Genomic DNA, 21,231 nt, shown 5'->3' with positions numbered 1-21,231 from the left:
TTTTATTCGGGCAGGGCGATCGGACCGATCTCATGGAACACATCACCTGGACCCGGGTTCTCGGCGTGAGTTTCTCCGCCGAAGTGCTTCATGATTCCCCACACGGCATTGAGTGAGGTCTGTACTGCGCCTTCGACCCAGGCAGGTGTCCATGAGACGTCATCGCCGGCGATAAAGATCCCGCGTTGTTCGGCCGGCATGTCGTCCTGCATGAAATGCGCGTACATGCGCTGGTTGTAGCGATAGTGGCCGGGCAGGGCGCCCTTGAAAGCGCCGAGGAAATGCGGATCCGCTTCCCAGGACACGGTGATCGGATCGCCAATGATGCGTGCGGCGATGTCCACCTTGGGGTAGATCTTCTTCAGGGCATCGAGGGCCAGCTTCACGCGTTTTTCCACCGGATGCGGGAGCATTTTCAGCGCGTCGCTCATCCAGGAGTACGACAGGCAAATCACGCCGGGCTTGTCGTCGCCGTTGTCGAACAGATAGGTGCCACGGGTCAGGCGGTCGGTCAGGGTCATGCTCATCAGGTCGCGGCCGGTTTCCGGGTCCTTGTCCTTCCAGAACGGCCGGTCGACCATCACGAATGTCTTGGACGATTGCATGTAGCGGGTACGGTCCAGGGCCATCCACATCTTTTGCGAGAACAGCGCTTCTTCACATTCGATCTGGGTGGTCAGCAGCCAGCTCTGGCAGGTGACCAGCACGGCGGCGTACTCGCGGGTATTTTCCCAGACGTCCGTCACGCTGAAGCGGCCATCGGCCGCACGGGCAATGCGCTTCACGCCGCTGCGGGGGGCGCCCAGGTGCAGCGAATTCAGGCTGGTTCCTTCGGGCCAGTGCGCACAGCGTTCCGGTACGTGGTTCCAGATGCCGTGGGGCACCTGTTCGACGCCACCGACCACCAGATGCTGGTGGTCGTCGCAGTTGGTCATTACGACGCGGAAGATTTCCAGCATCGAATTGGGGAAATCCGAATCCCAGCCGCCCGTGCCGAAACCGACCTGGCCGAACACTTCGCGGTGCTGGAACGAGAGCTTGGCGAACGCCTTGGAGGTGGCGACGAAGTCGTAGAAGGTGCGGTCGTCCCAGAGGGGCACCAAGGTGTTCCACAGCTCCTTGAGGCGTGGCACGTCGCGGTCGCGGATCGCCTGCTGGATGTCGCCGAAGCGCGAGCCATCCTCCAGTGCATCGGCCCAGGCGTCGGCGACTTCCTGGAACAGGGCGGGAAGGTCCGCCAGTTTCTGGGCGTAATACGTCTGGCCTTCCAGGTCGATAACCGTGCTGCCGGACGCCGGGGTCAGCGGGTTGGGAAACGGTTTGGTCTCCAGCCCCAGTTTGTCCACGTAGTGGTAGAACGCGGTGGACGACACCGGAAAACGCATGCCGCCCAGCTCGGCGATCACCCCTTCAGCGCCGTTGAACGCCTGTGAGCGCAGGCGCCCACCCATCTTCGACGCCTCGTAGACCACGGGCTTGAGTCCCAGCTTCATCAGCTCGTACGCCGCCACCAGACCGGCGATCCCGGCACCGACGATCGCCACTTCCGTACCCTGGTTGTGCGCGGGAATGCTGCCCAGGCCAGCCGGATGTTCGATCCAGTCGTCAAAGGCGAAAGGAAAGTCCGGCCCGAAAATGGTGATGGGCTTCTTGCCGTCTGCTGGGTGGCGATTGTTCTTGTTCATGGCTGACCTTGATGGGCGACTCGACGCAGTGTTCGCGTCTGAGTATAGGAAAGATGCCAGCCATTCTAGGGAGGGTGGAACACGTTAATAAGACACAATATGTCGTCGTTTTGAATATGTTTCAGTCATTTTGACCAATTGCTCAATCGTAATGACGAAACCAGTCCCCTGCGGGAGCGAGCTTGCTCGCGATAGCGTCGGTTCAGTCACATGTTCTTGGGCTGACAGACCGCTATCGCGAGCAAGCTCGCTCCCACAGGTTAAGTGGCGCAGGACTAGACGGGCTGGCCCCGGTCGATCTTGCTGCTGAGGATGATCGAGGTGGTGGTTTTCTCGACACCGTCCACGCTGCCGATCTGGTCCAGCAACTGATCCAGTTGCTCCGGCGATTCCGTGCGCAGCCAGGCGACGTAATCGAACTCACCGCTGACCGCGCACAACTGCTGGACCTGGGCCATGGCGCTCAGGCGTCGCAGCACGTCCTTGCCGGAGCGCGGTTGGACCTTGATGCCGACGTAAGCCTGCAAGCCTCCGTCAATCACCCGTTGGCCCAGGCGCACGCCATAGCCGGTAATCACCTTGGTCTTTTCCAGGCGCGCCAGCCGCGACGTCACGGTCGTGCGGGCGATGCCCAGTTGCCGAGCCAGCATCGCGACGCTTTCCCGGGCGTTGATTTGCAGCGCCGCGATCAGTTGCCGGTCGATTTCGTCGAGGACGGGGGGGCGGGTGTCAGTCAAGGTGGGCTCCGGCGCAGGCATCGATGGCGGCATGTTACAGGCTCTCATGGGCGAAGTAGCCAATGGCAGGCAATGCCAGTGCGCGCCAGGCGGCGGCCAGGTGCGTCTGTGACGTCCTGAGCCAGAAACCGTCCTGGCAAACCAACTGTTCAGCGGGCAACTGCAACAGAGCATCCAGGGAGAACGCCTGCACTGAACCAGCGTCATCATCGTCTTCGGCTGCCCAATCGCGCTCAAAGCAACGTACATGCAGTTGCTCGTCGAAGCGTTCAAACAGCGGCCGGTTGCCCAGCCATTGTGGGTGCACCCGCAACGTGTGCTGCTGGACGTCCAGAAGCAATAATTGCCAGCCCCGGTAGCTGCCACACAGTTCTGCCGCATCGGTCGCCATGCAAGTCAGGGCGAGGTAACGGGCATCCGTCGACCAGATCATCGAGGGCGCCAAGTCGACCAACGCGCAGCCTGAGGCTGTCAGCAGATGGCCTCCGAGCCGGGGCGTCTGGGCACGCACCCAACTGTCGGCATATTCCGTTTCGCTGCCAAACAACCAGGCGGCATCCCGGTGGTCAGGCGCGGGCAGGATGAAGTCGCCGTCGGCGTTGGCCACTTGCGGGCGATCCACCAGGCGCCAAGGGGCGATGCTGTGCAATTGTGAGCCCGTCACCTGCAGCTCCACGGTGTTGTAGAACAGCCGGGAACGTTCATCGGGATGAAAGAATGCAGGATCACCGCCAATCGGCGGCGCAGGAATGTTGAAGCGTTGCAGTGCGCTGCTGTCCAGATCCTGGTCAAGACGACCGGCAACCACCGCCAGGCTCAGCCGGCCATCACGAAAATCGAGGATGCGCGCCACCCACATCGGCGGCCCCACCAGCAGGCGTCGATCCTTCACGTCGGCAACCACCCCATGGGTGGTTACGGTCGTTGACTGTTCGAAGGGCAGCAGTGCCAGGTAACGTCCGCAGTCAGAGACGCGGTGATCCAGCAACCAACTTCCCGGCAAGTGCCAGTCACCGATCTGGCAGCGATAGCCTCCCAGCCCGTCGGAATTATCGACAAGCCAGGTCAATCGCGCGCGTACTCCGTCCTGCATCGGTTGCGTTTCAATGAATGAATCGCCGCGCTGGCCTTGGCTGTCCAACGGCATCGCGATGGTCATGCGGGTCAGCGTAAATTCGCCAACCTGCACGCGACCTTGGGCGTCGTGACCGGCCTGGGTCTCGGTATCGCCGTGGATGCTGTCCAGGCGATAGCCATACCGGCCGGAGCCCGGTCGCCCATAATCGAGGTACGAGCCGATAAATACGTGGTTGCTGTCGAGGCCCAGCAATTCATGCCAGTAGAAGGATGGTTCCGCTTCCCGCCTCACCCAGGGCGATGGCAAGGCCCGCCAGCCGTTGTCGAGCTGCCACAACCAATACTGGTCGCCATCTGCTTGAGGATCCTGCGCCTGAGCCAGGCACACCAGGGCGCGATGATCGCTGCTCCAGATCAACGGCGCATCGGCCGCCATCTGCAGGCCGGACGGTTGCCCGTTGATGCTGATGGTATAGCGCGGGGAAACCAGCGGTTCCAGCGGCTGGGCCAGGTTGCGAAAGGTCGCGGGCAAGGCGATGTCGCCCCGCAGGCAATGCTGACCATCAGGGGAGCGCCGTTCAAAGGTCTGTTGAACCTGTTCGGGACGCCAATCGGATTCCAGCCACAGGTCAGCGAAGGGTAGCAGGTGAGTAACACTGGCCGTCTGGAATAGCTCAGGCAACCGAACTTCGCGAACGCTGTCGTTCACCAGTGGGCTATGACGCCCGCTCAAAACGCCGAGGTCAAAAGCGTCCAGCTCCCAGAGTTCGCTGTCGGCGCAGCGATACACCTGACGCTGCTGGCGGTCGAGGATCAGCAGGCCCCAGTTCTGCCGGGACGGTATTGTCGCGGCGAAGTAGCGCCCGTCGCGGGAGAACAGGGCCGAGGAACCCAAACCGAGAAGGAGGGCGCCATCGGGGAACAGATAGTCGCAATAGGTCGGGCCGCCCATGGCGATTTCGCCGTGGTTGAAGACCCGGATAGGCTCGCCTTCAGGGGTCAGCAATGGCTCATTTCCACCCCAGGCACTCGGCCCTTTGCTGGAAACGGGTGCCAACCCAAGGCGCCGCTCCCAGCTACTGACGCAGGCGAGCCCGACGATGATGCCGACGATCGCCACCAAAATGCCCCACCACTCAGGCAACGCCCGACCCAGGCTGAAACCAAGGCCAAACACCGCACCGACCGTCAATCGGGCAATGCCCCGGCCCATCGCCAAAAAGCCCAGGCGAGCGGCAAGGCCCATCAGCAATCCGAGGCAGACTACCGCCAGCAAGGCCAATGGGGGCGGCAGTATTGTGACGAAAAAGGCCGGCACCAGCAGGATGCCGAGTTGCCAGAACAGTTCAAGAAACAGGCGGGGGAGGCTGGGGCTGGCGATGATGGGCGTCTCGGTGAGGGAGGGAGATTTTTATTGCAATGGTGTGAAAAAGGTTAACGGGAGAACTGCTCTCCTGTGTGACACAGCGGTTTTGATTTTTTCATAAGTTATGTATACGTTACATCTTACTTTGTTTGTTGCGTATACAGAACATGGACTATGCCCTTATCACAACGCGTCTTGGCCAACAGGTCCGGCAGCGCCGCCTGAATCGCGGTCTGACCCAAGCCGATCTCGCTACTTTGGCGGGTATCACCCGGCAGAAGGTCATCGCCATTGAAAAGGGTGACCTGTCGGTGGGCATGCTCGCCTACGCGCGAATCCTGGGAGCTCTGGATTGTGAGTTCGTCGTGGTGCCGGCTGCAATGCCCACGCTTGACGAAATCCAGGGAGTGTTCGACTGATGACGACCTTACTACAGGTTACGACGCCTGAAGGCGACAGCGGGAAAATGATTCGGGGCAGTGGTGGAGACTACCTGTTTCGTTATCACGAAGAGGCTAATGCGCAGGCAGCGATCAGTTTATTGATGCCTGTGCGCCTGGATGAATATCGTCATCGAGAACTGCATCCGATCTTCCAGATGAATCTGCCGGAAGGTTACGTCTTGGAGCAGTTACGTAACCGCTTGGCCAAAGTGGCGAACGTCGACTGAACTGTGTGAGCGGGCACCGAATGTGGTTGCGGCAATCAGGCAATGTGCTGAGCCGTTTCTGAAAACCTTCGGATAGGGCGTGATCACTTTCTGAAAACTCAAAAGCCGCGCAATGCGCGGCTTTCAATTTGGTGGGCCCACACGGACTCGAACCGTGGACCAAAGGATTATGAGTCCTCTGCTCTAACCAACTGAGCTATGGGCCCTCAGTAGGCCGCGGATTATAGCGACGGTTTCTCGGCTGTGCTATCCGAAAAATCCGATACGGACACACATAGAAACGTTGCGGCGAACTCCTCGGCGCACAGGGGCAGGCTGACGATGTAGCCCTGGATCTGTTCGCAACCCTCTTCGGTCAGGAATTGCTGCTGGGCCAGGGTTTCGACACCTTCGGCGATGATGGTGAACTGCATGCTGCGGCCCAAGGCGATGATTGCCCGCACGATGGCTACATCGTGGGGGTCATCGGGCAGGCCGCGGACGAAGGACTGGTCGATCTTGAGGATGTCCAGCGGCAGGCGCTTGAGATAACTCAGGGAGGAATAGCCCGTGCCGAAATCGTCGATGGCCAGTTGCACGCCGAGTTTTTTCAGCTGGTGCAGCACCGTCAGGGCCTCTTCGGCCTGGCTCATGATGAAGTTTTCGGTAATTTCCAGTTGCAATAAGTCGGGCTTGAGTTGGTGTTCGCGCAGCAGTTGTTCGATACGCCCCAGCAAGTTGGGTTGACGCAGTTGGGCGCCGGCCAGGTTGACCGACAGTGGGCCGAGGCTTTCGTAGGTGCTGTTCCATTCGCACAGTTGCCGACAGGCACGTTCCAGCACCCAATCGCCAATTTGCAGGATCATGCCGTTTTCTTCCGCCAACGGGATGAAGTGCTCGGGCGGGACGTCGCCAAATGTCGGGTGATACCAGCGAATCAGCGCCTCGGCGCCTACCAGTCGATTATCGACGAGGCTGATTTTCGGTTGGAAGGACAGTGACAGCTCGTTGCGTTCAATCGCCCGGCGCAGCTCGTGTTCCAAGGCCACGCGCTCGCTGGCCTGGGCGGTGAGGTCGCGGGTGTATTTCTCCACCCGGTTGCGCCCCTTGGCCTTGGAGCGGTACATCGCCGCGTCGGCATTCTTGACCAGCGTGGCGACGTCGCAGCCATCCTGCGGGTAGAGGCTGGTGCCGATGCTGGCGCTGATGAAGAACTCGTGTTCGCCGGCCTGGAACGGTGCGGTAAAGCAGTTCAACAGTTTTTGGGCGATGTGCTCGGCATCGCTGGGCTGCTGCAGGCCCGGCAGCAGGATAATGAACTCATCGCCGCCCAGGCGCGCCACGGTGTCGATGTCACGCAACTGCTCGCGCAAGCGCACGGCGATGCCCTTGAGCAGCAGGTCGCCGACCGGGTGTCCGAGGCTGTCATTGATGTGCTTGAAGCGGTCCAGGTCCAGGAACAGCACGGCACCCTGGCCACCGTTTTCCTGCTGGCTGTTGAGGGCCGCCAACAAGCGGCTTTCGAACAGTGTGCGATTGGGCAGGCCCGTCAGCGGGTCGTGGTGAGCCTGGTAATCGAGCCGGGCCTGGGCGTGTTTGAGGCTGGAGATATCGGCGAAGACGGCGACGAAATGGGTGATCTGTCGGTCCCGATTGCGTACCGCGCTGATGGTCAGCCAACTGGGGTACAGCTCGCCGTTCTTGCGTCGGTTGGAGATCTCTCCCTGCCAGTGTCCCTCCGCTGTCAACTGGTGCCACATCGCCGCGTAAAACGCGCTGTCATGCAGGCCGGAAGCCAACAGTCGGGGGGTATGGCCCAGCGCTTCGGTTTCGCTGTAGCCGGTGATTTCGGTGAAGGCTCGGTTCACGGCGCTGATGTGTTGTTGGGTATCGGTGATCAGCACGCCTTCGGCAGTGCTTTCGAACACCGTGGCGGCCTGTTGCAGTTTTTCCTGCATCAGGTGGCGTTCGGTAATGTCCCGCGCGATGGTCAGCATGCAATCTTCGTTGCCGATGGGCAGCGGGCGGCTGGACACTTCGCAGAGCCGTATCTGCCCGTCGTTGCGACGGATATGGCAGCTGAAATCCCTGACGAAGCCGTCCCGTTTCAGCAGGTCGAGCATCTGTTTGCGCTCGTTGAGATTGACCCAGATGCCCAGGTCCAGGGTAGAACGATCCACCGACAGGGCGCTGTTGAAGCCGGTAATGCGGCTGAATCCTTCGTTGACTTCAATCAGCAAGCCATCGCTTTGCCGGGACAGCAGCAATCCATCGGGCGAGGCGTGGAAGGCCTTGGCGAACTTCTCTTCGGATGTCTGCAGTTGTTGCTGGGTTTCCTTGAGCTGGCTGATGTCCCGCACCACCACGACCAGGGCAGGTGTCGTGTCGAGGTCGAAGGGCTCGGCGGAGATCAGCCCGGTGAACACCTGGCCATTGCTGCGGCGAAAGGGCATTTCCAGGTTGCGAATGCTGCCGGCCTGCAAGCGCTGCAACAGGCCCGGCCCCACACCCTGGATGCCCCAGATATCCAGTGCGGTTGCGCTACGCCCTATCACGTCCGCGGCACTCAAGCCGATCTGCTCTTCGAAGGCCTTGTTGACCTCCAGCAGGCAACCGTCAAACAGCCGCGCAATCACCAGGATATCCGGGCACTGGCGGAACACCGAGGCAAACTTCTGCTCTGAAAGACGCAGGGCTTCCTCGGTACGCTTGGCTTCACTGATATCGATCATCAGCCCGCGCATCAGCGGTTCGTGCCCGTGTTCGATCAGGCTGACAATATCGCGTACCCACAGACAGCGGCCATCGGCGGTGATCACCCGGTAATCGATGCAGTGGTCGCGCCCGGCCAACACTTCATGATCACAGTAGCTCTGGGCACGGATCAGGTCGGCCGGATGAATGATGTTGCGCCAGAAACCTGGGACCAGCCAATGGGAAAGGGGATAGCCCAACAGGTCTTCGGCGTGGGGCGATACGTAACTGTAGGTGAAATCGCTGACCCTTGCCTCCCAGGCAATGGCCGACAGGCTCTCCACCAACCCACGGTAATGGTATTCGCTGCTGCGCAGCTCCTGCTCAAGCTCGACCCGTCGGGCGATCTCCGAACTGAGCCGGCGGTTGATGCGAATCACCACCGCCAATATGCCGACCAGGAGCAGCAGCGCCGGCAGGCCGTATAGCAGCAAGTCCGACCAGAGCTGACGGTAGTCATGCACATTGCCGACCCATTTCTGCTGGATCTCGGCGACCTCGGCCGGGCTCATGTCCGCGATGACCTTATCCAGGATACTGACCAATATCTTGTTGTCTTGAGGGACGGCCATTGCTAGCTGGTAGCGATAGGGCGTTTCCCCGCTGACATAAAGGCCTTCGAGCTTGAGTTGGCGCAGGCTCCAGACACTGGAAGCCAGATCGCCCACTACCGCATCCACTTCGTCGGTCGCCAGTGCTTGCAGGGCTGAGCTGACGTTGGGCAGTGCCACCAGGTTCAGGTCGGGATGATGGTTGCGTAGCAATTCATGGGGGGCATAGTTCTCCACCACGGCGATCTTCAGCCCGTACAGTTCCTTGAGGTTGTGAGGCCGGGCGCCACCGTGATGAGCCAGGATGACAATGGGGAAGTCCAGGTAGGGGCGGGTAAATGCCAGGTAATTCTGGCGCTCCGGGGTGGACATGATGCCTGGCAAAAGATCGATCTTGCCTTGTGCGACCTGTTCCAGCACGGCCGTCCAGCTGACCGGCTCGATTGGGGTGACCTTGACCGCCAATCGTTCACGGATGATCTCGATGTAATCGGCGGCCAGGCCCTGGTAACGGCCTTGATCGTCGCGGAACTCAAACGGCGGCCAGGAGGCGTCGACACCCAGGCGCAGGTCGGGGTGGTCCTTGAGCCAGCGGAGCTCCTCGTCGGTGAGCGTCAACGCGCCAGCTGTTGCGGTCCAGGTCATCAATGACAGCAAAAGCGCGGCCGTCAGTCTGGGCATCACTGTCTCGTCATGGCTTGGTGAGGATGAGTCGAGTGTAGACGGGCCACAGGGTGGTGAGGAGCGTAACGAAGGGGATTTTATCTGTGCATGACAAAACCCCCGGCTGGGCCGGGGGTTTTGAAGGTCACTCGTCGAGGAAGGAGCGCAGATGCTCGCTTCGCGTCGGGTGGCGCAGTTTGCGCAACGCCTTGGCTTCGATCTGGCGAATCCGCTCACGGGTCACATCGAACTGCTTACCGACTTCCTCAAGGGTGTGGTCGGTATTCATGTCGATGCCGAAGCGCATGCGCAGTACCTTGGCTTCACGGGCAGTGAGGCCGGAGAGCACTTCGCGAGTCGCTTCCTTGAGACTCTCGACCGTGGCGACATCAATCGGAGACTGCATGGTGGAGTCTTCGATGAAGTCACCCAGATGGGAGTCTTCGTCATCGCCGATCGGGGTTTCCATGGAGATCGGCTCTTTGGCGATCTTCAATACCTTGCGGATCTTGTCCTCAGGCATTTCCATGCGTTCGCCCAGCTCTTCCGGCGTCGGTTCGCGACCCATTTCCTGCAACATCTGCCGGGAAATGCGGTTGAGCTTGTTGATCGTCTCGATCATGTGCACCGGGATACGGATGGTGCGGGCCTGGTCGGCGATCGAGCGAGTGATCGCCTGACGGATCCACCAGGTGGCATAAGTCGAGAACTTGTAGCCGCGACGGTATTCGAACTTGTCCACCGCCTTCATCAGGCCGATGTTGCCTTCCTGGATCAGGTCGAGGAATTGCAGGCCGCGGTTGGTGTACTTCTTGGCGATGGAGATCACCAGGCGCAAGTTCGCTTCGACCATCTCTTTCTTCGCGCGACGGGCCTTGGCCTCGCCGATCGACATGCGACGGTTGATGTCCTTGATCTCGGCGATGCTCAGGCCGGTCTCGGCCTCCAGCGCACTCAGCTTCTGCTGGCAACGAACGATGTCCGGCTGCAGGCGGGCAATGGCTTCAGCGTATTTGCTCTTGCCCTTGGCCAATGCATCGGTCCAGCTTTCGTCGACTTCGTGGCCAGGGAACTGGCGCAGGAAATCGGCGCGTGGCATGCGGGCGTCACGCACGCAGAGCTGCATGATCGCGCGCTCTTGCTGACGAAGGCGATCCAGGGCACTGCGAACACGCTCGACCAGGCCTTCGAATTGCTTCGGTACCAGCTTGATCGGCATGAACAGCTCGGCCAGTGCCAACAGCTCGGCAATCGCCTGCTTGTTGTTGCGGCCATGCTTCTTCAGCGCCTTGCGGGTGATTTCCATCTGGTCGGCCACGGCGCCGAAACGCTGTGCGGCGATGACCGGATCCGGACCGCTTTCGGCCTCTTCCTCGTCGTCGCTGGCTTCGGCGTCGTCGTCATCGGTGTCGTCGTCGGCCTTGACGGCTTTCGCGTCGATCGGCGGCGGCACTTCGGCGGCAGGCGGCGCAATGCCGTCGTCCGGATCGATATAGCCGCTCAGGACGTCAGACAGGCGGCCACCTTCGGTGGTGACGCGGGTGTACTCGGAGAGAATATGGTCAACCGTGCCAGGGAAGTGCGCGATTGCGCCCATCACTTCGCGGATGCCTTCTTCAATACGCTTGGCGATTTCGATTTCGCCTTCGCGTGTGAGGAGCTCTACCGTACCCATTTCACGCATGTACATGCGCACGGGGTCCGTGGTGCGACCAATGTCGGTCTCGACCGCTGCCAACGCTGCGGCCGCTTCTTCAGCGGCCGCCTCGTCGGTATCGGCGTCGGCCAGCATAAGGGCATCCTTATCTGGAGCAACCTCGAATACGTTGATCCCCATGTCGTTGATCATGCGGATGATGTCTTCCACCTGTTCCGGATCTGAAATATCCTCCGGCAGGTGGTCGTTGACCTCCGCGTAAGTCAGGTAGCCCTGCTCACGACCCAATAGGATCAACTCTTTGATACGAGACTGCTGTTGCGCTTTTCCGGACATAACACCCTATCCACTGAAGGTCTTGGCGGGCAAAAAACAAGCCGAGGATTATACCTGAGCTGTGACCTCACGCGCCAGTTGAGGTCGGGTTTGATGCGCAAACATTGCGGCTGAGTAAGTCGCGCAATTGGTTTTTCTCTTCGCTGGTCAACTCGCTCTGGCGAGCTTTTCGCAGAAGTTGTTCCAGGTTTCGCTCGCGTTGGCGGGCGGACAAGCTAGTAATGGTGTCGAAAAACTGTTGTTCAAGGTTGTCTCCCTCAATCAGCCATTCCTTCTCGGCCAGGGCCTTCAGGAGGCGTCCCTGCTCGGTACCGTGCCACCGTGCGATCAACTGGAAAGAGTTTAGCTTGGGGTTCTTCTGCACGGCTTCAAGGAGTGCCACCAGCAATTGTGTATTGCTGTGGTCCTCGGCGGCGAAGTGCCCTGCGTCCTCGACTTTTTCCGCCAGTTGCGGGTGATGCAGCAAAGTGCGCAGGGCGGCCAGTGTTGGTGGTTCGACGGCGGCCGGCACGCGCGGGGCACGTGGTTGGTCGCGATCGCCGCGCTTGCCGTTCTTGTCCCAGGGTTTCTTGTCCCATTTCTTGCCGCCACTGCCGGGTTTTTTCGGCGTCCATTCCTGTTGCGGCGCGTAATCCTGCTGGGGTTGATGATAGTCGGCGAAGTCGGGCATCGCGTCGTAATCGATGCCCGGGTCATACGCCGGCGGCGCCTCCTGGGGGGCGCTGTGCACCAGTTGGTTGACTGCTTCGCTGTTCAGGCCGGTGATCTCGGTCAGGCGCTGGCGCATGAGGGTGCGCAGGTTGGCGCCGGGCACCTTGTCGATCAGTGGCGCCGCGAGGGTAGCCATGTGGGCCTTGCCTTCGAGGGAGCGTGGATCGGCCTCTTCGGTCAACTGCTGGAAAAAATAGTCGGCCAACGGTTGTGCGTGTTGGTTGATCCGCGCACGGAACGCGTCGGTGCCTTCGGAGCGCACCAGGGTGTCCGGATCCTCGCCCTCGGGCAGGAACAGGAAACGTGCCCGGCGCCCATCCTGCAGGCACGGCAAGGTGGCTTCCAGCGCGCGCCAGGCGGCGTTGCGACCGGCCTGGTCGCCGTCGAAGCAGAACAGCACGTTGGGCACGACGCGAAACAGGCGCTTCATGTGTTCTTCGCTGGTGGCCGTGCCCAGGGTTGCGACGGCGTTGCGCAAGCCTTGCTGGGCCAGGGCGATCACGTCCATGTAGCCTTCGACGACGATGATTTCGTCGAGGTTGCGGTTGTTCTTGCGCGCTTCGTACAGGCCGTAGAGTTCCTGGCCCTTATGGAATACCGGGGTTTCCGGAGAGTTCAGGTATTTCGGCTTGTCGTCGCCCAGCACCCGGCCACCAAAGGCGATGATCCGCCCGCGTGTGTCGCGGATCGGAAACATGACCCGGTCGCGGAAGCGGTCGTAGCGCTTGCCGGTTTCGGCGTTTTCGATCAGCAGGCCGGCGTCGATCATGGCGCGTTGCTGCAGTGTGTCGCTGCTTAAATGCTTGTACAGGTTGTCCCAGCCGGGCGGGGCGAAGCCGAGGCCGAAGTCCCGGGCGATTTCGCCAGTCAGGCCGCGGCCCTTGAGATAATCCACCGCGGCCTTGCGCGCAGGATGGCTTTTGAGAGCCTGGCGATAGAAATCGGCCGCCGCCGTCAGTAGCGGGTAGAGCGGCGAATCGGTCGGTTGGCGCGGCTTGTGTTGTCGACCGCTTTCCTCCCGGGGAATTTCCATGCCCGCGGCTTTGGCCAGTTCTTCGACGGCCTGGGGAAAGTCCAGGTTGTCGTGGTCCATGATGAAGCCGAGGGCGTTGCCGCCAGCGCCGCAACCGAAGCAATAGTAGAATTGCTTGTCGGGGCTGACGCTGAAGGAGGGGGTTTTCTCTTTGTGAAACGGGCAGCAGGCGGTGTAGTTCTTGCCTGCTTTCTTCATTTGCAGGCGAGAGCTGACCACGTCGACGATGTCGGTGCGGTTCAGGAGGTCGTCAATAAAGCTCTGGGGAATCAGCCCGGCCATGGCGTTCTCATCATCACTGCGCGAAATAAGGACCCGAAATCGGCAGGCGTAACCGGGTCTGGGTTTGAGGCACGCTGAATCGGTGCTTCGACCGGGTCGTCTGCATCATCGCTGTCGGGAAGTGTATCTGCCGATAATCCACTGACGTTAATAACTATCAGTATTCGACTGTTTGAATGTGTTGCGCTGAGTCCGGTAACGGCCGGTCGGGCCTCGGATAGCTCATGAAGCGGGCACGCAGGCAGGTGCCTTGGGCTGATCGTCGTTAGAGGAATCAGGGTGTGCTCGTCGGTAGCCTTGGAAGGCTCGTCAGGAAAGACGTGCACCGCTGGCAAAAGAGCCAGGTCTGACGCGGTGAAGCGGTTGTCTTGGTCGCGTCTGCGGCTTCGACGGTGAAGCATCAAGCGTTATTCCGCAAATGCCATAAGCCCGGCTTGAAGGCCGGGCTTGGCAGAAGCTTGCTACGGACGTCTGTGTATTAGTACAGACGTACGGCGCGGCGCTGTTCGCGCTGAACTTTCTTGGCGTGACGCTTAACAGCGGCTGCTGCCTTGCGCTTACGCTCAGAAGTCGGCTTCTCGTAGAATTCGCGGCTACGAACTTCAGCCAGAACACCGGCTTTTTCGCAGGAGCGCTTGAAACGACGCAGAGCTACGTCGAAGGGTTCGTTCTCTTTTACTTTGACGGCTGGCATCCAGAGCTACCTTCATTCATTACCGGGGTCAACATCCTCGCGGCAAAAGAGCACTTGAAGACGTCGGTTTTTAAGGGTTGCGGATGTTAACCCCTCAACGCTCGGAATGCAAAGCCTCTGATCGAAAACCGCTGGTCGGGGCACAAAGCGGCGACTATTATGCGCGCCTTCGAATTCAGCCTCTACAAGGCGCAAACCCATGCTAGTACTGGGATTAGAAACCTCCTGCGACGAAACCGGTGTCGCACTCTACGACAGTGAGCGCGGCCTGCTGGCCGATGCGCTGTTCAGCCAGATCGACCTGCATCGCGCCTATGGCGGGGTGGTGCCCGAGCTTGCCTCTCGCGATCACGTCAAGCGCATGCTGCCCTTGATCCGCCAGGTGCTGGCCGAGGCCGGCTGCGTGCCGACCGAGATCGACGGCATCGCCTACACCGCCGGCCCGGGCCTGGTGGGCGCGTTGCTGGTGGGCGCTTCCTGTGCCCAGGCGCTGGCTTTCGCCTGGGGTATTCCGGCCTTGGGCGTGCACCACATGGAAGGCCATTTGCTGGCGCCGATGCTGGAGTCGCAACCACCAGAATTCCCGTTCGTCGCTTTGTTGGTTTCGGGTGGCCATACGCAGCTCATCCGGGTCGATGGAATCGGCCAATACGAGCTGCTCGGCGAAACCCTCGACGATGCTGCCGGCGAAGCGTTCGACAAAACCGCAAAAATGATGGGCCTCAATTATCCGGGCGGGCCGGAAATTTCCCGGCTGGCGACGCAAGGGGTCGAGGGGCGTTTCGTGTTCCCGCGGCCGATGTGCGACCGTCCCGGCCTGGATTTCAGTTTCAGTGGGCTGAAGACCTTCGCCCTGAATACTTGGCAGCAGTGCGTCAGCGCCGGGGACGACAGTGAGCAAGCCCGTTGCGACATCTCGCTGGCGTTCCAGCAGGCCGTGGTGGAGACTTTGACCATCAAGTGCAAGCGTGCCCTGAAGCAGGCCGGACTCAAGCGCTTGGTCATTGCCGGCGGCGTGAGTGCGAACAAGGCCTTGCGGGCATCGCTGGAGAAAATGCTCGGCGACATGAAGGGCGACGTTTACTACGCCCGGCCGGAGTTCTGCACAGATAACGGCGCGATGATTGCCTTTGCCGGCTGCCAGCGTTTGCAGGCCGGCCAGCAGGAAAGCCTGGCGATCAGCGTGCAGGCGCGCTGGCCCATGGAGCAGTTGGCGCCCTTGTGAAACGTTATTTAAAAATGCCGTTCGCGCCCGGCGAACAGGTCGCGTAGATTGCCGCGGTGACGCCAGACGATCAGGGCAACCAGCGCGGTCATTGGCAGCAAGGCCGCCGGTTCCTGCCAGGCCAGCAACGGCAGGGTCAGCGGTGTGGCGATCAGCGCGGCCAGGGAGCTGGTGCGGGTCAGGTAGAACGTCAGCAGCCAGGCGCAGACAGCCAGCAGGGCGGCGGGCGGGTACAGGCCCAGCAGCATGCCGGCGGCGGTGGCGACACCCTTGCCGCCACGAAAGCGAAAGTACAGCGGGAATAGATGGCCGATGACGGCGCAGACGCCGATCCAGGCCTGTTGCTGCAACGAAAGCCCTGCAAGGCTGGCGATCAACACCGGGACAAGGCCTTTGCAGAGGTCGCCCAGCAGGGTCAGGATGGCGAGTTTGCGTCCGGCCAGGCGCAGCATGTTGGTGGCGCCGGCATTGCCCGAGCCACTCATTCGCGGATCCGGGCGACCGGTCAGGCGGCTGAGCAAAATGGCGAAGGACAGCGAGCCGAGCAGGTAGGCGAGAATCGCCAGTAACCAAAACATGCTAACTATTCCGGGCGAGGACGCCCTGATTCTAACGGGGCATCGCGCCCTTGTCGTGCTGCGGAGAAGAGTGCTTGGACAGAGTGTTTATCGAGGGCCTGGAAGTCGACACGGTAATCGGTGCCTACGACTGGGAGCGAGGCATCCGACAGTGCCTGCGGCTTGACCTGAGTTTCGCCTGGGACAACCGCCCGGCCGCCGCAGGCGACGACCTGACCCTGGCGCTCGACTACGCCAGCGTTTCTTCGCGCATCCAGGCGTTTGCCGAGCAAGCGCAGTTCCAGTTGGTCGAGACCTTTGCCGAACGGCTGGCCCAGGCACTGATGGATGAGTTCAAGATCACCTGGCTGCGTCTGAAAGTGACCAAGCCTGGCGCCGTACCGGCGGCCAGCGGCGTTGGCGTGGAGATCGAGCGCGGATGTCGCTGACTCAGGTTTTTCTCGGGCTCGGCAGCAATATCGAGCGCGAAACCCATTTGTGCGCCGGTCTTGAGGCCTTGGCTGGATTCCTCGTGGACATGCGCTGTTCAGCCGTGTTCGAGAGCCAGCCGGTGGGGATCAAGAGCGGGCCGTTCTTCAATTTTGTCGTCTCGGCCTTCACGGATCTGCCGCTGATGGAATTGGACCGTCGCCTCAAGTTCATCGAGGCGGATAACGGTCGCTATGCGCCGGACCGCAAGGGATTGCCACTGGATATCGACGTGTTGTTGTATGGCGAACAGGTCGGCAACTTCGATGGGCTGATCCTGCCGCGCGCGGAAATTCTCAAGAATGCCTTCGTCCTGTGGCCTTTGTCGTTGATGGCGCCGGATCGGATTCATCCGGGCGTGGGCAAGAGCTTCGCCACGCTGTGGGAAGAAGCGCAGATCGACCAGGTGCTGGCACCGGTGGCTTTCGAGTGGCGAGGCCAGCCGCTTACGCCGTCGAATCTGTTGTGAGGCGGCTGCCGTCATCGCGAGCAAGCTCGCTCCCACATTAGGATTTCAGCGTGTACCTATCTTGTGTTCAACCGAAATCCACTGTGGGAGCGAGCTTGCTCGCGATGACGGCGGTTGACCTGAAAACGCCTGTCAGTTCGCCGCTTCCTTGTAGGCTTTCAACGCCCTGAGACGCTCACGCTTGATCGCCTCTCCCAGCTCCGGTCCCTTGAAACCTTTCTCCAGCAAAGGCTGCACCGCCACTGCGCGGGCCGCTGCCGCAGCGCCTCGCAGATATTCAGCCTGTGGATAACTTCGCTCCTCAAGCCCCTTGCGCCCCCGTGCATCCATCTCGCATGCCGCAATGAATTCCTCGAAGCGCTGGGGCCGACGATACACATCAAAACTTTGCAGCAGCTCAAGCAAAGTAGAGGCCTTCAGTTCAAGCGCACGATGGCCATGGGTGTGGTACTGGCCAACCAGTAACGCCAGTTCCTGGCAGTCCCGCGGTGCCTTGAAGCGTTCGCTGACGGCTTTGATCAGCTTCAGGCCCGTGTGCTCATGGGCGATGTGGCGCGGCCATTCGTGTTGGGGTGTCAGGCCTTTGCCCAAGTCATGGAGCAGGCAGGCCCAGCGGACCGTTAGCGGCTGTTGATGCAGTGCCGCTTGCTCCAGCACGCTCAAGGTATGGACGCCGGTATCGATTTCCGGGTGATGGGCTTCAGGCTGCGGCACGCCGAACAGCGCGTCGACCTCGGGCATCAAGATCTTGAGCGCCGTGCAGTCGCGCAACACCTGGATAAATACCTGTGGCTGTTTTTCCATGAGGGCGCGGGAAATTTCTTTCCAGCTGCGCTCGGCCGTCAACGCCTCCAATTCGCCGGACTCACTGAGCTGGCGCATCAGTTCGAGGGTTTCGTCCGCCACCTTGAAACCCAGCGGCGCATAACGTGCAGCAAAGCGGGCAACCCGCAGGACTCGGAGCGGATCTTCGGCGAAAGCGGGGGAAACGTGGCGCAGCAGACGAGCTTCAAGATCGCGTTGGCCGTGGTACGGATCGGTCAGGTTGCCATGGTCATCTTCAGCCATGGCATTGATGGTCAAATCCCGGCGAACCAGGTCCTCCTCCAAGGTCACTTCGGGGCTGGCATGGAACACGAAGCCGCCATAGCCGCGGCCGCTCTTGCGCTCAGTGCGGGCGAGGGCGTATTCCTCGCCAGTCTTCGGGTCGAGAAATACCGGAAAATCGGCCCCTACAGGGCGAAAACCCTTGGCGAGCATTTCATCGGCGGTGGCTCCCACGACGACCCGATCGACGTCGGTGACGGGAATGCCCAGCAGGCGATCGCGAACGGCGCCGCCAACTTTATAGATCTGCATAAAAAACCTCCGTTGGTCCGACAGGATAACCTTTGCGTCGGACCTCTGGAGGCGAAAACGGGATCAAAGATGAATGACGGCCAGGTCCAGGCGGCCATAGTCGCCTTCGGCTTGTTCGCTTCTGGGCGGCACATGATGGGTTTTCATGACTTGGTCGCCTTGCAGGGTTTCCAGGTGAATATCGAAACCCCAGAGCCGATGCAGGTGCTTGAGCACTTCATCGGTGGAGTCACCAAGAGGTTTACGGTTGTGGGCCTGGTGGCGCAGGGTCAGCGAGCGGTCTCCGCGGCGATCGATACTGTAGATCTGCACATTGGGTTCGCGGTTACCCAGGTTATATTGCGCCGCCAGGGTTTCGCGGATGATGCGGTAGCCGCTCTCATCGTGAATGGCGGGAACCACCAAGTCATCTTTCTGATCGTCATCGAGGATGCTGAACAATTTCAGGTCGCGGATTACCTTGGGTGAGAGGTACTGCAGGATGAAACTCTCGTCCTTGAAGCTGCTCATGGCGAATTTGATGGCGGACAACCAGTCCGAACCGGCGATTTCCGGGAACCAGCGACGATCTTCCTCGGTAGGGTCTTCGCACATGCGCCGGATGTCGCGGTACATGGCGAAACCCAGTGCGTAAGGATTGATGCCGCTGTAGTACGGGCTGTCGAAGCCCGGTTGGAACACCACGCTGGTGTGGGACGTCAGGAACTCCATCATGAAGCCGTCGGTGACCAGGCCTTCGTCGTACAGGTCATTCATCAGCGTGTAGTGCCAGAACGTGGCCCAGCCTTCGTTCATCACCTGGGTCTGGCGCTGTGGATAGAAATACTGGGCGATCTTGCGCACGATGCGCACGATTTCCCGCTGCCACGGCTCCAGCAACGGCGCATGTTTTTCAATGAAATAGAGAATGTTTTCCTGGGGCTCGGCCGGGAAACGGGCATTGTCTTTTTCGTTGTACTTGTCGGCACCCTTGGGAATGGTGCGCCATAGATCGTTGATCTGTTTTTGCAGGTGCTCTTCGCGGTCCTTCTGGCGCCGACGTTCCTCTTCGGCGGAAATCGGATACGGCCGTTTGTAGCGGTCCACACCGTAGTTCATCAAGGCATGGCACGAGTCCAGCAGGTCTTCCACCGCGTCGATGCCGTGGCGCTCCTCGCATTGCATGATGTACTGCTTGGCGAACACCAGGTAATCGATGATCGAACTGGCATCGGTCCACGTGCGGAACAGGTAGTTGCCCTTGAAGAAGCTGTTGTGCCCGTAGCAGGCATGCGCCACCACCAAAGCCTGCATGCAGATGGTGTTTTCTTCCATCAAGTAGGCGATGCAAGGGTCGGAGTTGATCACGATTTCGTAGGCCAGCCCCATCTGGCCGCGGCTGTAGGATTTCTCTGTACTGAGGAAATGCTTGCCGTAGGACCAGTGGTGATAGCCCAGCGGCATGCCGACCGACGCGTAGGCGTCCATCATTTGCTCGGCGGTGATCACCTCGATCTGGTTCGGGTAGGTGTCCAGGGCATAACGGTCCGCGATACGGCTGATTTCGCGGTCGTAGGCCTTGATCAGCTCGAACGTCCATTCGGAGCCGGTGGAAATGGGCTGGCGCTTCTGCTCTTTTTTGGCGGTCATGTCACTAACCTGCGCTGGAAGAGTTCACGGAAGACCGGGTAGATATCCCCGGCCGAGACCAGTTGCTGTTGGGCAAATGTGTCGGAAAATGCTTCGGCAATCCGTTCGTATTCGTACCACAAGGCCTGATGTTCCCGTGGAGTAATTTCCACATAGGTGTAGTACTGGACGAACGGCATGATCTGGTTGATCAGGATGTCACGGCAGATCGGTGAATCGTCGTTCCAGTTGTCACCGTCCGACGCCTGGGCCGCATAGATGTTCCATTCGTTGGCGGGGTAGCGTTCGGCCATGATTTCCTGCATCAGCTTCAGGGCGCTGGACACAATGGTGCCGCCGGTTTCCCTGGAGTAGAAAAACTCCTCTTCGTCCACTTCCCGGGCGCTGGTGTGGTGGCGGATGAACACCACGTCGATCTTGTCGTAATTCCGTTTCAGGAACAGGTACAACAGGATGAAGAAGCGCTTGGCGATGTCCTTGGTCGCCTGGGTCATGGAGCCCGAAACGTCCATCAGGCAGAACATCACCGCCTTGGAACTGGGGTTTGGCTGCTTCACCAGCAAGTTGTACTTGAGGTCGAAGGTGTCGAGGAACGGGACGCGATGGATGCGGGCGCTAAGCTTCTCGATTTCCGCTTCGAGGTCTTGAATATCGCCAAAATTGTCGGGTTCTTCGCGTTTGAGCCGAGCCAGTTCTTCCTTGGCTTCGCGCAGTTTTGCCCGGCTGCTGCCCGACAGCGCGATGCGCCGGGCGTGGGCGGAGCGAAGGGTGCGGATGATGTTGATGCGTGATGGGTTGCCTTCATTGCTGATACCGGCACGCACGGTCTTGAAGGTGTCGGTACCGGTCAGGTTGCGCTTGACCAGGTTCGGCAGCTCCAGGTCCTCGAACATGAACTCCAGGAATTCCTCCTGGGTAATCTGGAAGACGAACTCATCCATGCCTTCGCCGGAGTTGCCGGCCTTGCCGGGGCCTTTGCCGCCACCTCCGCCCTGGGGACGGGGGATGTGCTCGCCACTGGTGAACTCCTTGTTGCCAGGGTGCACGACGGTCTGCTTGCCGCCGCGCCCATGGTGCAGCACCGGCTCGTCGATGTCGCGGCCGGGGATGCTGATCTGTTCGCCGTGTTCCATGTCGGTAATGGAGCGCCGGCTGACCGCCTCTTCAACGGCCTTCTTGATGTGGTCACGGTAACGCCGCAGAAACCGCTGGCGGTTCACCGTGCTTTTGTTCTTGCCATTAAGGCGTCGGTCGATCACATAGCTCATAGGCCCCTCCGGGGGAGCTTCAAGTCGTAAGCCTCAAGCC

The 21,231-nt window shown here is 60.4% G+C and carries 15 protein-coding genes, 1 tRNA gene and 1 pseudogene; 5 read left to right on the top strand and 12 right to left on the bottom strand.

The genetic code is table 11. From position 1 onward, the window contains the following. Positions 1-2 precede the first annotated feature (2 nt). The 3 genes from J3P85_RS27015 to J3P85_RS27005 form a co-directional block, all read right to left on the bottom strand. Positions 3-1,685: a flavin monoamine oxidase family protein gene (locus J3P85_RS27015; RefSeq protein ID WP_186706951.1), complete on the bottom strand. Its 1,683-nt coding sequence runs from the start codon at positions 1,683-1,685 to the stop codon at positions 3-5. Between the two features lie 275 nt (positions 1,686-1,960). Then, positions 1,961-2,422, bottom strand: coding sequence for an Lrp/AsnC family transcriptional regulator (locus tag J3P85_RS27010; protein ID WP_053125954.1), 462 nt, complete (start codon positions 2,420-2,422; stop codon positions 1,961-1,963). Between the two features lie 34 nt (positions 2,423-2,456). Next, the gene (locus tag J3P85_RS27005; protein ID WP_434704114.1) at positions 2,457-4,745 is read right to left on the bottom strand and encodes a hypothetical protein; all 2,289 of its coding nucleotides are present in this window, start codon (positions 4,743-4,745) and stop codon (positions 2,457-2,459) included. A gap of 287 nt (positions 4,746-5,032) precedes the next feature. Here J3P85_RS27005 and J3P85_RS27000 point away from each other — a divergent pair, with 287 nt between their 5' ends. Together J3P85_RS27000 and J3P85_RS26995 are read left to right on the top strand one after the other, a co-directional pair. Beyond that, positions 5,033-5,284, top strand: coding sequence for a helix-turn-helix transcriptional regulator (locus J3P85_RS27000; RefSeq protein ID WP_434704113.1), 252 nt, complete (start codon positions 5,033-5,035; stop codon positions 5,282-5,284). Beyond that, positions 5,284-5,532, top strand: a pseudogene (locus J3P85_RS26995) (HipA N-terminal domain-containing protein); the annotation flags it as partial. The gene J3P85_RS27000 and the pseudogene J3P85_RS26995, both read left to right, overlap by 1 nt. Before the next feature lie 132 nt (positions 5,533-5,664). On the opposite strand, the gene J3P85_RS26990 reads toward J3P85_RS26995, so the two are convergent. The 5 genes from J3P85_RS26990 to rpsU all read right to left on the bottom strand — a co-directional run bounded on the left by J3P85_RS26990 (position 5,665) and on the right by rpsU (position 14,195). Next, positions 5,665-5,741, bottom strand: a tRNA-Ile gene (locus J3P85_RS26990). Positions 5,742-5,756: 15 nt separating this feature from the next. Next, positions 5,757-9,500: a bifunctional diguanylate cyclase/phosphodiesterase gene (locus tag J3P85_RS26985; protein ID WP_434704112.1), complete on the bottom strand. Its 3,744-nt coding sequence runs from the start codon at positions 9,498-9,500 to the stop codon at positions 5,757-5,759. A gap of 127 nt (positions 9,501-9,627) precedes the next feature. Further along, positions 9,628-11,475, bottom strand: a complete 1,848-nt coding sequence (gene rpoD / locus J3P85_RS26980; protein ID WP_186706958.1) for an RNA polymerase sigma factor RpoD — start codon at positions 11,473-11,475, stop codon at positions 9,628-9,630. 67 nt (positions 11,476-11,542) lie between these two features. After that, positions 11,543-13,501, bottom strand: coding sequence for a DNA primase (gene dnaG / locus J3P85_RS26975; protein WP_024616738.1), 1,959 nt, complete (start codon positions 13,499-13,501; stop codon positions 11,543-11,545). 478 nt (positions 13,502-13,979) lie between these two features. Next, positions 13,980-14,195: a 30S ribosomal protein S21 gene (rpsU, locus tag J3P85_RS26970; RefSeq protein WP_002551877.1), complete on the bottom strand. Its 216-nt coding sequence runs from the start codon at positions 14,193-14,195 to the stop codon at positions 13,980-13,982. A 199-nt stretch (positions 14,196-14,394) separates the two neighbouring features. Here rpsU and tsaD point away from each other — a divergent pair, with 199 nt between their 5' ends. Further along, the gene (gene tsaD / locus J3P85_RS26965) at positions 14,395-15,420 is read left to right on the top strand and encodes a tRNA (adenosine(37)-N6)-threonylcarbamoyltransferase complex transferase subunit TsaD (RefSeq protein WP_434704111.1); all 1,026 of its coding nucleotides are present in this window, start codon (positions 14,395-14,397) and stop codon (positions 15,418-15,420) included. Between the two features lie 8 nt (positions 15,421-15,428). Here tsaD and plsY read toward each other — a convergent pair whose 3' ends face one another. Continuing rightward, complete coding sequence (plsY, locus tag J3P85_RS26960) at positions 15,429-15,998, bottom strand: glycerol-3-phosphate 1-O-acyltransferase PlsY (RefSeq protein ID WP_003206189.1); 570 nt, start codon at positions 15,996-15,998, stop codon at positions 15,429-15,431. Between the two features lie 74 nt (positions 15,999-16,072). Here plsY and folB point away from each other — a divergent pair, with 74 nt between their 5' ends. Continuing rightward, positions 16,073-16,426 carry a dihydroneopterin aldolase gene (gene folB, locus J3P85_RS26955; RefSeq protein WP_018607238.1) on the top strand — a complete coding sequence of 118 codons (354 nt, stop codon included), beginning with the start codon at positions 16,073-16,075 and terminating at the stop codon, positions 16,424-16,426. Then, positions 16,417-16,935 carry a 2-amino-4-hydroxy-6-hydroxymethyldihydropteridine diphosphokinase gene (gene folK / locus J3P85_RS26950; protein ID WP_186729599.1) on the top strand — a complete coding sequence of 173 codons (519 nt, stop codon included), beginning with the start codon at positions 16,417-16,419 and terminating at the stop codon, positions 16,933-16,935. Before folB ends, folK begins: the two co-directional genes overlap by 10 nt. A gap of 132 nt (positions 16,936-17,067) precedes the next feature. Here the strand turns inward: folK and J3P85_RS26945 are convergent, their stop codons facing one another. The 3 genes from J3P85_RS26945 to J3P85_RS26935 all read right to left on the bottom strand — a co-directional run bounded on the left by J3P85_RS26945 (position 17,068) and on the right by J3P85_RS26935 (position 21,191). Further along, a complete protein-coding gene (locus J3P85_RS26945; RefSeq protein WP_434704110.1) occupies positions 17,068-18,294 on the bottom strand; it encodes a multifunctional CCA addition/repair protein in 1,227 nt (408 codons plus the stop codon). A gap of 63 nt (positions 18,295-18,357) precedes the next feature. Then, complete coding sequence (locus J3P85_RS26940) at positions 18,358-19,923, bottom strand: SpoVR family protein (protein WP_434704109.1); 1,566 nt, start codon at positions 19,921-19,923, stop codon at positions 18,358-18,360. Beyond that, positions 19,920-21,191 carry a YeaH/YhbH family protein gene (locus J3P85_RS26935; RefSeq protein WP_003206179.1) on the bottom strand — a complete coding sequence of 424 codons (1,272 nt, stop codon included), beginning with the start codon at positions 21,189-21,191 and terminating at the stop codon, positions 19,920-19,922. The genes J3P85_RS26940 and J3P85_RS26935 overlap by 4 nt, the downstream gene beginning before the upstream one ends. Positions 21,192-21,231: the final 40 nt, after the last annotated feature.

Origin of the sequence: Pseudomonas sp. Z1-12 (genome assembly GCF_051132015.1) — a bacterium.
GTDB lineage: Bacteria > Pseudomonadota > Gammaproteobacteria > Pseudomonadales > Pseudomonadaceae > Aquipseudomonas > Aquipseudomonas zanjanensis.
Note: the sequence above shows the minus strand (reverse complement) of the source record. Positions and strands in the feature narration are given on the sequence as shown.